At 71.0% G+C, this 12,176-nt stretch carries 12 protein-coding genes and 1 rRNA gene; 8 read left to right on the top strand and 5 right to left on the bottom strand.

All coding sequences use genetic code 11. The features are described 5' to 3' along the window. Positions 1–295: 295 nt before the first annotated feature. Entirely contained in the window at positions 296–778 is a 483-nt protein-coding gene (locus K304_RS0122790) for a Uma2 family endonuclease (RefSeq protein WP_106965652.1), read from the bottom strand. After that, positions 775–1,248, bottom strand: a complete 474-nt coding sequence (locus K304_RS0122785; RefSeq protein ID WP_027765603.1) for an ATP-binding protein — start codon at positions 1,246–1,248, stop codon at positions 775–777. Before K304_RS0122785 ends, K304_RS0122790 begins: the two co-directional genes overlap by 4 nt. A 222-nt stretch (positions 1,249–1,470) precedes the next feature. Between K304_RS0122785 and K304_RS0122780 the strand changes: the two genes are divergently transcribed. Then, positions 1,471–2,355, top strand: coding sequence for a Scr1 family TA system antitoxin-like transcriptional regulator (locus K304_RS0122780; protein WP_027765602.1), 885 nt, complete (start codon positions 1,471–1,473; stop codon positions 2,353–2,355). A 10-nt stretch (positions 2,356–2,365) separates the two neighbouring features. After that, a complete protein-coding gene (locus K304_RS0122775; RefSeq protein WP_027765601.1) occupies positions 2,366–2,560 on the top strand; it encodes a DUF397 domain-containing protein in 195 nt (64 codons plus the stop codon). Positions 2,561–2,574: 14 nt separating this feature from the next. Here the strand turns inward: K304_RS0122775 and K304_RS0122770 are convergent, their stop codons facing one another. Beyond that, on the bottom strand, positions 2,575–3,156 hold the full coding sequence (locus K304_RS0122770; RefSeq protein ID WP_027765600.1) for a suppressor of fused domain protein: 582 nt from the start codon (positions 3,154–3,156) through the stop codon (positions 2,575–2,577). Positions 3,157–3,365: 209 nt separating this feature from the next. Here K304_RS0122770 and K304_RS0122765 point away from each other — a divergent pair, with 209 nt between their 5' ends. From K304_RS0122765 to K304_RS0122745, 5 genes are read left to right on the top strand one after another with little or no spacing between them, the layout of a single operon-like run. Beyond that, positions 3,366–4,241 carry a DUF8175 domain-containg protein gene (locus tag K304_RS0122765; RefSeq protein ID WP_027765599.1) on the top strand — a complete coding sequence of 292 codons (876 nt, stop codon included), beginning with the start codon at positions 3,366–3,368 and terminating at the stop codon, positions 4,239–4,241. Further along, the gene (locus K304_RS0122760; RefSeq protein ID WP_027765598.1) at positions 4,231–5,556 is read left to right on the top strand and encodes a hypothetical protein; all 1,326 of its coding nucleotides are present in this window, start codon (positions 4,231–4,233) and stop codon (positions 5,554–5,556) included. Before K304_RS0122765 ends, K304_RS0122760 begins: the two co-directional genes overlap by 11 nt. Continuing rightward, positions 5,553–7,109: an SCO6880 family protein gene (locus tag K304_RS0122755; protein WP_027765597.1), complete on the top strand. Its 1,557-nt coding sequence runs from the start codon at positions 5,553–5,555 to the stop codon at positions 7,107–7,109. Before K304_RS0122760 ends, K304_RS0122755 begins: the two co-directional genes overlap by 4 nt. A gap of 19 nt (positions 7,110–7,128) precedes the next feature. Then, the gene (locus tag K304_RS0122750) at positions 7,129–8,559 is read left to right on the top strand and encodes an ATP-binding protein (protein WP_027765596.1); all 1,431 of its coding nucleotides are present in this window, start codon (positions 7,129–7,131) and stop codon (positions 8,557–8,559) included. Further along, positions 8,556–10,064 carry a hypothetical protein gene (locus tag K304_RS0122745; protein WP_037791491.1) on the top strand — a complete coding sequence of 503 codons (1,509 nt, stop codon included), beginning with the start codon at positions 8,556–8,558 and terminating at the stop codon, positions 10,062–10,064. Before K304_RS0122750 ends, K304_RS0122745 begins: the two co-directional genes overlap by 4 nt. Here the strand turns inward: K304_RS0122745 and K304_RS0122740 are convergent. After that, complete coding sequence (locus K304_RS0122740; protein WP_027765594.1) at positions 10,052–10,579, bottom strand: GNAT family N-acetyltransferase; 528 nt, start codon at positions 10,577–10,579, stop codon at positions 10,052–10,054. The two genes, K304_RS0122745 and K304_RS0122740, sit on opposite strands and share 13 nt — an antisense overlap. Positions 10,580–10,679: 100 nt before the next feature. On the opposite strand from K304_RS0122740, the gene K304_RS0122735 reads away from it, so the two are divergent. Next, positions 10,680–11,783 (top strand): hypothetical protein, encoded by a 1,104-nt coding sequence (locus tag K304_RS0122735; protein WP_027765593.1) that lies wholly within the window; start codon positions 10,680–10,682, stop codon positions 11,781–11,783. A 64-nt stretch (positions 11,784–11,847) separates the two neighbouring features. On the opposite strand, the gene rrf is transcribed toward K304_RS0122735, so the two are convergent. Continuing rightward, positions 11,848–11,964 (bottom strand): 5S ribosomal RNA (gene rrf / locus K304_RS0122730). Positions 11,965–12,176 lie beyond the last annotated feature (212 nt).

Raw genomic sequence — 12,176 nt, 5'->3', positions numbered from 1 at the left:
CCGCCCCCGTCTCCCCGTCCGTGCTCCGTACCGTGCTGGCGCGCAGGTGTCACGCAGCCCAGTGGCCGGGGGTTCTCGGCGCCTGAGTACGGGAACTCGGGGCGGGCCCGGCCCGGGGACGTCAGTCCCGGGCGGCGTGCGGGGCGTACACGGGGAGCGCGTCGAGCGGCAGTTCACCCCGGAAGGGCGGCGGGAGGGGTATCGTCCGGGCGCCGGGACGGGGCGAGGCCGTCGGGCCGAACGTGCCGGTGAGGGTCGCCCAGTAGTGGCCGCCGACGGGTTCGGTGTGCAGCGCCTACGTTCCGGCGGCGGGCCCGGTGACCGGGCGCGGGTCGACGACCAGCAGGGCGCGGACGCCTGCGCGTGCGTAGCGGTCGACGGCAGCCGGGACGCCGGTGGTGAGGGTGGCGTGGCGCAGGACGACCTCGACGGCGAAATCCACATCCTGTGGATGAAGGAACGAGTCGTCGCAACCGACGAATCTCGTGGGGCAGACCGCGAGGTCCGGAACGGCGACCGTTCCGGCGCCGGACAGCGCGATCCCGGCCTGCTGCACGAGGGTCCGCCCCGGCGGCAGCAGGGGGCGCAACGCCGTGTCCAGCCCGCCCACGAGCGCGGCGTGCTTGCCGCACCGCGACGTGGCGGTCGCAGGACGTGCCACGTCCAGCTCGACGCGGATACCGGTGAACCGTCGTACGAGGTCCGCCGCCCGCTGGAGGCGTGGCGCGTCGAGCCGCACTGTACGGGCGCGGGCGCGGGTCGTAGGGGCGGCGGTCATGCGGCGGTGCCCGGCGCGCGCTCGAGCTGGAACCAGAACGACTTGCCGGGCCCGGGACCGTCCGGGCAGAAGCCGTAGCGGCTGGCCAGTGCGGCGATGAGCAGCATGCCGCGCCCGTGCTCGGACTCCTCGGCGGGCGTGTCGACGTACGGGACGCCGGGAGCGGCGTCCTGCACGTGGACGCGGAGCGCGCCGTGCGCCAGCCACTCGCCGCACAGGGTGACCGGCCGCGTGCACCCGGCCGCCGCCGAGGCCGTGACCGCGTTGGTGGCCGCCTCCGACGTGAGGAGCACGGCCGTCTCCGCGAGCTCGCGGAGCGCTCCTCCGGCAGCCCGCCGCACCGTGTCGAACGACGTCCGCACCAGCTCCCGGCACGCCCGGATCCAGACCGGGTCCGGCGGGAACGTGAGCGCGAAGTCCGCCCCGACCGCAGCGAAACGCGCCCCTGTCGACGTGATCGTCGGGCACATGGTGATGCCTCCTTCGTCCCTTCGGCCGGTGACCTCGCCGCGCCCCAACTGTCATGTGGAGCCGGTGCACTTCCGCCCGATCTGGCTCGGCTTGAGCAGTACGTGACGACGGTAGAGCCGTAGAGTTTTCAATGCATAACCATTGAGCCGACGTTCCCTCCAACGAGTGACACGGTCGGACTCTGCGGCACCCGCGAGGCAGCGACCTGCTAGGAGAGCACCATGGGACTACGCACTCGTCCGACTCAGCGACAGCGTCGCGTAGGCGTGGAGCTTCGTCGGCTGCGAGACATGGGCGGAATGACAGCCGCAGAGGCCGGCGGACTCGTGGACCTGAGCGGCGCACACCTCGGCCATGTCGAGTCCGGCAGAACTCCCATCCCCGAGGACAAGCTGCGCACGCTCCTGAAGGCTTACGGTTGCCATTCAAAAACGTATACGGAGGCCCTCATCGCGTGGAGCGCCGCTCCGCGCGGCTGGTGGCACAAGCACCGACGGGACTCGAGCCCCGGCGCACTCGACCTCGCCGAGATGGAGACGATGGCGGCGTCGCTGAAGGGGTTCGAGCCTCTGCACCTCCCCGGCCTGCTGCAGACTCCCGAGTACGTGGGGGCACTCATCAAGAGCGCCTTCCCCGAGAGCACGGAGAGCTTCCTGAACAGGGGCATCGAGTTCCGCCTGAAGCGTCAGGAGGTACTCGCCGGAGACGAAGCGGCCGACTACCACGTCGTCATCCACGAAGCCGCGTTCCAGATGCGCTTCGTCGACGCCACTGTCATGCGGCGGCAGATCGTGCACCTGATCGAAGTAGCCCGGCTACCTCACATCACTCTGCAGGTCGTTCCCTTCCAGTCCGGCACCCTCCCAGTCGTCGGTTCTCCCTTCGTACTCTTCGAAGCTGCCGCCGACTCGCTGGATACGGTCTACCTGGAACATGACGCCGGAACGGTCTTCCTGACGGACCAGCAGGAAGCCACTCGCTACCGTCATACCTTCGAACGTCTCGCCGCACTCGCCTTGCCGCCCGTGCCCGACGAATCCGAACGGCAGTCCTACTCGGTACGAGATTCGCTTAGCCTCTTGCAGCACCTGCTCTACGTGTTGTGAGGGGAAGACAGTGGCAGAAACGGGCTGGCAGAAGTCGTCTTTCAGCAGCGGTGATCCGAACACCAACTGCGTCGAGGTCGACGGGGGAGGCCACGGGGTCCGCCTGCGGGAGAGCGAGGAGCCCTCGACCGTTCTCGCCCCGTCCAAGGGCGCGCTGCACGCACTGCTGACGCACCTCAAGGCGGGCGACGCCCGCACCCATTGAGGCACCGGGTCGGGTCAGTCTCGGCGGCGGACGTCCCAGAACTCGATCTTCTGTGCGTGCCAGCGCTCCCACAGGCGGGCCTGGCGGCCCGCCCCCACGTCGGCGGCGACCAGGAACCGCAGGTCGCCTTCCGTCAACGGCAGCACCGTGAGGAACCGCAGGGCGACGCTGCCGTCCTCGCCGAGGAACGGCGACACCTCACGGAACACGGGGTGGGCACCGAACAGCAGGCCGTGAATCGCCGTGCCCGGGATCAACGGCGCTTCACCGCCCACCAAGCGGTCCTGCCCGGCCGGCGGCCGCTCCTCGCCGCCCTCCCCCAGCACGTACTGCGCGGCGACGTTCACCAGCCGGACGGCCTCCGCCTCCTGGCCCGTCTGGAGGGTGCAGATGAGTTCGATCGGCTCGGGCGCCTCGATCTCCTGAAGGTGGAGCCCGGCCGTCACGGCGGACACGATCGGCAGTGGCTGCCGCTCCGGGTAGTGGAGGGTGACGCCGTAACCCCGGTCGTCCGGCGGCGTCCACCGCCGCTTCGCGGGCCCGAGGTGCCGTACGACGTGCGCGGCCAGGCCGCCGAACTCATCGCTGTCCGTCATGAACGCCGAGACTAGGCGATCTCCCGGTTACTGGTGGCGCCTGTGAGAGCCATGGGACGGATGTGCGGACACGAAGCGCAACTCTTCAGAAGAGATGACCGCCTCTGTGGAAACGCGGGACCCACACAGCCGATACGACCGCTAACGTCATGTGAGGAGACAATGTACTGACGGCGGTTGACCGGTTGAGGCTAGGGGGCACGTCCGGCATGAGCATCGGCGGCGACGAGTACGACGAGCAGGGTCGTACCGGCGGGGCAGGCACGTCCACGCGGCGTGCTCCGGCACGGGGCACCCGCACCCGCCTGCCCGGCGAGGACGGAGACGTCTACGGCGTCGGCAGACGACCCGCAGGGCGCCCAGGCCGCAGCCTTCTGATGGTCGTGAGCGTGGTGGTCCTGCTGATCGCGGCGATCGCGTTCGCCAACCGGAGTGGATCTTCCGGTTCGGAGGGCGAGGAGAACGACCCGGGCGGTGGCCCTGCCGCCCAACCCACCGCGCCCAGCGGCCAGACGCCGGTCCAGACCGAGGACGGCACCACGGGCATCCCCTCCGGCTTCCCCCAGACCGAACAGGGCGCCCAGAGCGCCGCCGCGAACTACGCCGTGGCGCTGGGCGGCGACCAGATGTACGCGGATGCGGAGAGGGCAGAGATCGTCCGGAAGGTGTACACCCCGGAGACCGCCGACCAACGCCTTCAAGAGCTCGACAAGGTCTACAACGACACTGCTTTTCTCGAACGCATCGGGCTCGAAGAAGATGGAACCGCTCCCGACGGCTTGACTTTCGTGTCACGAACGAGCCCGGTCGGCGCCAAGATCGTCAACTTCGACCATTCGAGCGCTCGCGTTGCGGTCTGGTACTCAGCGCTCTTCGGCTTGGCCGGTCCGGACTCGAAGACTCCCGTGACCGAAAGCTGGTACACCAACACATTCGATCTGCAGTGGGTCGACGGTGACTGGAAGATCTTGGACTTCACACAGGTGGATGGCCCCGTACCGGTCGGACGAGACCAGCGAGCCTCCTCGGCGGAGGAGATGACCGACGCGGTCGAAGGGTTCGGAGGGTTCACCTATGCACGCTAACCGTCAACGAGCCGTGAGCGTCGGCGTGCTGGCAGCGACACAGGGAGCAGTTCTGCTGCTCGCCTCCCGCGCCCATGCGGCACCGGATGACGACCCCTGCGACCTCGTGCGGGGTCCGGCCAAGGACTACTGCACCAGTGAGAACGGGAACCGGGAGGCGCCCGGGGGTGGGGACACCCCCATGAGCCCCGACGGCGTACTCGACCCGCTCGCCTCGTTGGCGAACGGCTGCGCCGAGGCCGCCGCGTGGACGATCCGCCGGCTCTCCGACCTCGTCAACGAGACGACGAAGGTCGACTTCACGAACCCCGCCTTCCTCCGCCAGTACGCCATCGTGTTCGCCGCCTCGACGATCCTGACCCTCGTCCTGTGGCTGCTGGCCGTGGCCAAGCGGGCCGTACGGGGCGTGCCCTTCGTGGAGGCGTTCACCGAGGCCGTCGGCTTCCTCTGGCTCGTCGTCCTCGCGTCCGCGTTCACGCCGCTGATCCTCTACACGGTGGTGACGGCGACCGACGCCGTGACGGAGGCCGTGTCGTCCGGCACCCGCGACGACACCAACGCGTTCTTCGGGACGTTCGCCGAAGCCCTGGAGAAGGGCAACGACATCGGCGGCGGCCCGATCATGCTCATCGTCGTGTCGCTGATCTCCATCCTCGCGGCGGGCGTCCTCTACCTCGAACTCGTCATCCGGGCCGCGCTGCTGTACATCGGCGCACTGCTCGGCACCGCCGTCTACGCCGGGCTCGTCGACAAGAACCTGTGGGGCCATGTGCGCCGCTGGGCGGGCATCATGATCGCGGTGATCCTGGTGAAGCCCGTCATCATGATCGTGCTCAGCCTCGCCGGCGCGCTCGCGGGCGAGAACGGGCCGAACGCGTTCTCCGCCATCGTCTCCGGGCTGGCGATCATCCTGCTGGCCATCTTCGCCTCCGCGATGATCTACCGCTTCGTACCCGGCTTCGGCGACGAGATCGTCAACCACCGCAACGCCAGCCAGGACGCCGCCTCCCGCCAGGCCGCCGCAGTCGTCTCCTCGCCCGCGACGATGCTGCGGCAGGGCATCACCACCCACGGGGCCCGCGGCGGTGGCGGCAGCTCCGCCGCGAGCGCGGACGAGGGCCGGGGCGGGGGCGGTTCCCGCCCGTCGAACCCCGCCTCCGGCGGCGTCGCCGCCCACAGCACCCGCGACAGCGACGGGGGGTCGTCGGCGCCCGCGCCGCCCCCGCCGCGCAAGGGCGACCCTTCCCGCACCCCGCACAGCAGCCGCACCGCCCGCGCGGGCAGTTCGGGCCGCACCGGGGGTGAGCGCGGATGACCACCTCCACGCACCTCGCGGCGCCGCGCCGCACGTACATGATCGGCCGGGCCCGGCCGAACGCGATCGTCGGCAAGAACCGGGAGACCGGCGAGATCGCCCTGATCGTCGCCGGCGCGTTCCTCGGCATGATGAGCGGCCTGCTCATCCCCGTCCTCTCCGCCCGCATCCCCGCGCTGGTCGGGTTCCCGATGCTCGCTCTCGCCGCCGTGTACGTGCCGTACCGGGGGCGCACGTTCTACAGGTGGTTCGAGATCGACCGTTCCTTCCGCCGTCTGCTGCGCAGCGGCGCGACCTACCGGTCCGGGGCCGCCGAGGCCGGTGTGCGGCTCAGCGGCCACGAGGTGGACGTCGTGCCGCCGCCCGGCGTCGGCCGCATCACGTGGCTGAGCGCACCGTTCGGGCCCGACGAGCTGGCCGTGCTGCTGCACGCGGACCGCCGCACGGTCACCGCCGCCATCGAGATCGAAGGGCCCGGCGTGGGCCTGCGGGACAGCGAGGACCAGGAGGCGCTGGTCGACCGCTTCGGCGTATTGCTCAAGCACGTCGCCAACGGAGACGGCTTCGTGACCCGCCTCCAGATGCTCGCCCGCACGCTGCCCGCCGACCCCGACGCGCATGCCAAGGACGTCGCCGTGCGCGGCGACGACCGGGCCGCCGGCTGGCTCCAGGAGTCCTACGACGAACTCCAGTCGATGGTGTCCACCTCCAGCGAGCAGCACCGCGCCTACCTCGTCGCCTGCATGCACTACGGCCGTGAACTCGCCGCGGAGAGCGCCGCGATCGCCAAGGCGGCCCGCGCCTCGGCCGGCGGCGGGCGGCGCATGACCAAGGACGAGGGCCTGGCCGTGGTGATGGCCCGCGAGCTCACCGACATCTGCGCCCGTCTCGCCGAGGCCGACATCCGGGTGCGGCAGCCGCTCGGGCAGGCCCGCCTGGCGTCGCTGGTCCACTCCATGTACGACCCGGACCACCCGATCGACCACATCCAGGCCATGTCCAAGCGGAACGCCTGGCCGGCCGAACTCGACGCCCGCGAGGCGACGTTCATGCAGGCGAAGACCCGGGAGTCGGCCACCCGCGCGCCGTGGTGCCACGCGACGGCCTGGGTCAAGGAGTGGCCGATGACGCCGGTCGGCGTCAACTTCCTCGCCCCGCTGCTCGTCCACACGCCCGACGTCATCCGCACGGTGGCGGTGGCGATGGACCTGGAGCCCACCGAGCTGGCCATCGAGCGGATGCTGACGGAGAAGACCAACGACGCCGCCGAGGCCAGCCGCGCCGCGAAGATGAACCGCACCGTCGACCCGCGCGACATCGCCGCGCACAGCCGCGTCGACCAGCGCGGCGACGACCTCGCCAGCGGCGCCGCCGGCGTCAACCTGGTCGGCTGGATCACCGTCTCCTCCCGCAACCCCGAGGCCCTGGCGCGGGACCGGCGCACCATCCGCGCCTCGGCCGGCAAGGCCTACCTGAAGCTGGAGTGGTGCGACCGGGAACACCACCGGGCCTTCGTCAACACGCTGCCGTTCGCGACCGGCATCCGGCGCTGAGAGGACGAGGGGACTCCCTGTGGCACTCGACCCGCTGAACGCCGTCACCGAAGCCTTCACCAGCTTCCTCTTCGGCAATACGGAGACCACCCGCCTCCCGGTGCGCACCTCCACCGGCCAGGCGCAGGCCGTGTACCTGCCGACGGCCGCACCCGGCCTGGGCGACTCCGGCGTGATCATCGGCCGCGAGGTGTACAGCGGCAAGGGCTACATCTACGACCCGTTCCAGCTCTACGGCCAGCAACTGCCCGCCCCGCACTGGCTGGTGCTCGGCGAGTCCGGCAACGGCAAGTCCGCGCTGGAGAAGACGTACGTGCTGCGGCAGCTCCGCTTCCGCGACCGGCAGGTCGTCGTGCTGGACGCCCAGGGCGAGGACGGCGTCGGCGAATGGAACCTCATCGCCGAGGAGATGGGCATCACCCCCATCCGCCTCGACCCGACGGCCGCCCTCGACCAGGGCATCCGCCTCAACCCGCTGGACCCGGCGATCACCACGACCGGGCAGCTCGCCCTGTTGCGCACCATCATCGAGGTGGCCATGGGCCACGGCCTCGACGAACGCTCCGGCTTCGCCCTCAAGGTCGCCCACGCCTACGTCAACGCCACCATCGCCGACCGGCAGCCCGTCCTCACCGACATCGTCGAGCAGCTCCGCCACCCGGAACCCGAGTCCGCGAAGGCCATGAACGTGGCGCTGGACGACGTCCGCGCCTGGGGTCTGGACGTGGCGCTGGTCCTGGACCGCCTGGTCGACGGCGACCTGCGCGGCATGTTCGACGGCCCCACGACCGTCGGCATCGACCTGGACGCGCCGCTCACCGTCTTCGACCTGTCGCACATCGACCGCAACTCCATCGCCATGCCCATCCTCATGGCGATCGTCGGCGTGTGGCTGGAGCACACCTGGATCCGCCCCGACCGGCGCAAGCGCATCTTCCTGGTCGAGGAGGCGTGGCACATCATCAACAGCCCGTTCGTGGCCCAGCTCTTCCAGCGTCTGCTGAAGTTCGGCCGCCGGCTGGGCCTGTCGTTCGTGGCGGTGGTCCACCACCTCTCCGACGTGGTCGACGGCGCGGCCGCCCGGGAGGCGGCGGCGATCCTCAAGATGGCCTCCACCCGCACGGTCTACGCCCAGAAGGCCGACGAGGCCCGCGCGACGGGCAAGGTCCTCGGTCTGCCCCGCTGGGCCGTGGAGATCATCCCGACCCTGTCCCCCGGCATAGCCGTGTGGGACGTCAACGGCAACGTCCAGGTCGTCAAACACCTCGTCACCGACACCGAACGGCCGCTGGTCTTCACCGACCGCGCCATGACGGAGGCCGCCGCCGCGCCGCCCTCCCCCTCCGACGCTCTCGAAGCGGAGCTGGAGGCCGAGGCGGAGGCCCGCGCGCTCGCCATGGAGCACGTCCCCGGGCACGGCGGCCACGACCCGGCGTCCGGGGTGGCGTGACCGTGCCCGGCGGCCGTACCCGTCCGGGAGCGGCCGGTGCCGCCGACGGCGGTGCCCGCGGCATCCCCGACGGACTGCTGCTGGGTCTCCTGGGGTTCCTCCTCGGCCTCGCGGCGCTCACCTGGACGGCGACCGGCCTGTCGGCCTGGCTCGCCCACGGCAGCTGGCCCGACGGCCTCGACTTCCCCCGCACACCACTCGCGATACGCGAACTGGTCACCGACCCCAAGGACCTGGCAGCCGCCTGGCCCGGCGTTCCGGACGGAGCGCTCTCCGGCTACGGGCTCTTCTGGGGCCTCTTCATCGGCCAGCTGATGGTGCTCACCGTGCTCGCCGTCTTCCTCATCGGCACCGTCACCCGCTGGCGAGCGGTCCGCGCCGCCCGCCGCGAGGACGCGCGCGTGCCACGGCTCGGACCGGACCTGCGCAAGCACGCAGCCGGTCCCGTGCCGGCACCGCGCGCAGAACGCCCCGGCGACACGGCAGAACCGCCCGCAGCCACCGGGACCGCACCGGCCCCCGGCACCGCACCGCCCGCCGCCGCGTCGACGGGCACAGCCCCGCCTCCCGGGCGCGGCCCGGCGGTGCACGGCCTCCTCGTCGGCGCCGGTCGGGACGAGGCGGCCGAAGCGGTCCGCGACGCCGAGGGCGCCCTCCTGGTCGTCACTGCGGATCCCGGGCTGTGGGCGGAGACCGCCGGAGCCCGCGCCAAGCTCGGGCCCGTCCACGTCTACGACCCGGAGCAGTTCACCGACGCGCCCACCCGCCTGCGCTGGGCCCCGCACCACGGCTGCGAGGACATGGCCGAGGCGCGCGCCCGCGCGGCCGCCCTGCTCGCCCCCGTCCGCAGCCCGGCCCGGAGCGACGCGGTGGTACACGACGCCGCGGAGACCCTGCTGCGCTGCTGGCTGCACGCGGCAGCCCTCGACCGGGAGCCGTTCCGCCAGGTGCACCGCTGGGCCCTCACGGGCTCCTCCCGGGACGCCCTGCGCATCCTCCGCACGCACCCGGCCGGGGCCTCCGGTGCGTCCGGCGAACTGGAGTCCGGCCTCACCGCCCACCCGGAACGACGCGAGGCGGCCCTCGGGTTGATCCGCCGCGCGCTGAACTGCGTCTCACAGCTCCACGTACGCAACGCCAGCACCCCGCCGCGATTCGATCGCCTCGCGTGGGAATCGTTCGTGTCCGAGGGGGGAAGCCTCTTCGTGGTGGGCGAGTCGCTGGAGGACCCGCACCGGGGAGACCCGGCAGCGATGCCCCTGCTGACGGCGCTCACCTCAGCCGTGGTCGGGCACGGCCGCCGCATGGCCGCACGGTCATCCGCCGGCCGGCTCGACCCACCAGTCACCCTGGTGCTCGACCACCCCGCGACGGTGGCGCCGCTGCCCGAGCTGCCGTGGCTCCTGTCCGACGGCGCACCGGCCGGGCTGGTGACCCGTGCCCTGGTGCGCTCGGAGGAACAGCTCCGCACCTGGTGGCCCGAGTTGGTCCCTCATCGCCCCTGAGCCTCCGACGGCGGACGTTCCAGCACCATCTCCCACTCCAGTGCCGAGGCGTCGTTGGGGTCCGGCTTCGACGCTCCCGTCCGGGCGAACCCGTAGCGGCGGTAGAACGCCTCCGCCCGCGGGTTGCCCTGGTGCACGTCGAGCCGTATCCGGACGACGTCCGTCCGCGCCCACGCCCACGCCTGAGCCGCGTCGAAGAGCCGCTCGGCGAGTCCGTCGCCTCGGTGCTCCGGACGCAGGTAGACGGCGACGACGTGCGCCTCGCCGTCCTCCACGAACACCACCAGCATGCCCGCCCACGAGCCGTCGGGCAGCTCTGCGGCCAGCGTGGTGATCGGGCGGCCGTTCCGCGCCTGCCCCGCCCGCCCCCGCCAGAACGAGGGCGGCTTGCCCGCCGCGACCTCGTAGCGCTCGTTGAAGGCGACCGGCGCCAACGGGTCCGCGAGCGCGGCGAGCCGCAGCTCCCGCAACCGCCGCCAGTCCCCGGCGTGCGCCTCTCGGATCCGGTACTCCATGCAGCCATCGTGCCCCCTGGCCCGCACCGGCGCCGCCCGGCGCGGTAACGGTACTGCCAAGATCACACATCTCGGCGAAGGCGCCTCTAGCGTCCGTGCCATGGGAGCCGTGGATCTGACGAACGCAGTGGTCGGAGCAGTGGTGGGCATGCTCGCCGCTGCACTGTTCCAGCAACCCCTCCAGGACGCGGTGTTCTCCCTCCGCAGACGGGCGAGAAGAACCCTGCACGCCTTACGCGCCGAGGAGCGCTCCGTCCCCGTCTGGAACACCTTCTCGCTGGGGCCCCTGCACACCAGCGGTCTGATCGTCGAAGGGGACGGAACGACGCCCATAGCGCCCGAGTCCGTGTTCGTGCAGGTGCTGGACGACGAGGTCCGGCTGCCGGACGAGATGGCACGGTGGCGCGACGAGATCGAAGAGGACAATCACCGTCGCCGTGCCGCTGGGGACACCAGCACGTGGAACGGCGACCGGTACGCCGTCGAGGCGCTGTCCGTCTCGCGAAGCGCCCTGGACGAGAACCCCGAGGTCCACATACGTCTGCGCCCCACCGACTACTACACCTACCTCGCAGCCCAGCAGCTCGACCGTCCGCTGGCATCCGGCGGCACGCCGCGGTCCCGGTATCTGAACCCCGATCGCCCGCTGGAGGCGCCGGCGTTCCTCCAGTGCAGTCTCGGAGCGAACGTCGCCATCGTGACGGCGGACGACCTGCTGGTCGTCACCCGTCGCAGTACCGAGACGCGCATGGCTCCGGGGCTGTGGAACGTCTCGGTCAACGAAGGTCTCTCCCGGCACATCGACTCGGCCGGCCGCAGGGCCCCGGACCTCCACGCGCTCGCACGTCGCGGCATGCAGGAGGAGATGGCCCTCGATCCCCACGAATACGAACTGACCCTGCTGGCCGTGGCGCTGGACGTGCAGAAGAGGCACTGGGGCCTGCACTTCTACGCCAGGCTCAGCACCCTGACCGGCAGCGCCCTCGAAGCGCGGATCAGCCGCGGGGTGGCAGACCGGTGGGAACACGCGACCGTGGACTTCGTGCGCTTCCGGCCGGCCGATGTCACGCGCTACGTACTGCGGCCGGACCGGGTGCACCGCTGGGCACCGCTGGCTCCGAGCCTGTTCCACCTGGCTCTCGTCCACGTGCATTCCCGCACACCGGTCGAACGGGCGGAGGCGCAGGTCGTCCGCCGGCTCTGAGAACACGGCCCCACAAACACCTCGACCCCCCAGACAGAGTCTGGGGGGTCGACGTTCAATGATTGTTCGGCGGCGTCCTACTCTCCCACGAGGTCCCCCTCGCAGTACCATCGGCGCAATGAGGCTTAGCTTCCGGGTTCGGAAAGTAACCGGGCGTTTCCCTCACGCTATAACCACCGAAACACTATGAAACACACAAGAACCGGGAGAACCAGCCGCAACCCCGGATGCCACCAACAACGGTGGGGGGGTTGCGGGGTTCTCGACCTGGTTGTGGTCTCAGAACCCACACAGTGGACGCGAGCCTCTATGGACAAGCCCTCGGCCTATTAGTACCGGTCACCTCCACCCATTACTGGGCTTCCAGATCCGGCCTATCAACCCGGTCGTCTA

It is taken from the genome of Streptomyces sp. CNS606, assembly GCF_000426325.1.
This window is presented reverse-complemented; position numbering and strand designations above follow the sequence as displayed.

Excerpts from the sequence above, each read along its gene's own strand:
- K304_RS0122790 (WP_106965652.1), bottom strand. The coding sequence starts at position 778 with ATGACCGCCGCCCCTACGACCCGCGCCCGCGCCCGTACAGTGCGGCTC.
- K304_RS0122740 (WP_027765594.1), bottom strand. The coding sequence starts at position 10,579 with ATGGAGTACCGGATCCGAGAGGCGCACGCCGGGGACTGGCGGCGGTTG.
- K304_RS0122735 (WP_027765593.1), top strand. The coding sequence starts at position 10,680 with ATGGGAGCCGTGGATCTGACGAACGCAGTGGTCGGAGCAGTGGTGGGC.
- K304_RS0122760 (WP_027765598.1), top strand. The coding sequence starts at position 4,231 with ATGCACGCTAACCGTCAACGAGCCGTGAGCGTCGGCGTGCTGGCAGCG.
- K304_RS0122770 (WP_027765600.1), bottom strand. The coding sequence starts at position 3,156 with ATGACGGACAGCGATGAGTTCGGCGGCCTGGCCGCGCACGTCGTACGG.
- K304_RS0122765 (WP_027765599.1), top strand. The coding sequence starts at position 3,366 with ATGAGCATCGGCGGCGACGAGTACGACGAGCAGGGTCGTACCGGCGGG.
- K304_RS0122785 (WP_027765603.1), bottom strand. The coding sequence starts at position 1,248 with ATGTGCCCGACGATCACGTCGACAGGGGCGCGTTTCGCTGCGGTCGGG.
- K304_RS0122755 (WP_027765597.1), top strand. The coding sequence starts at position 5,553 with ATGACCACCTCCACGCACCTCGCGGCGCCGCGCCGCACGTACATGATC.
- K304_RS0122780 (WP_027765602.1), top strand. The coding sequence starts at position 1,471 with ATGGGACTACGCACTCGTCCGACTCAGCGACAGCGTCGCGTAGGCGTG.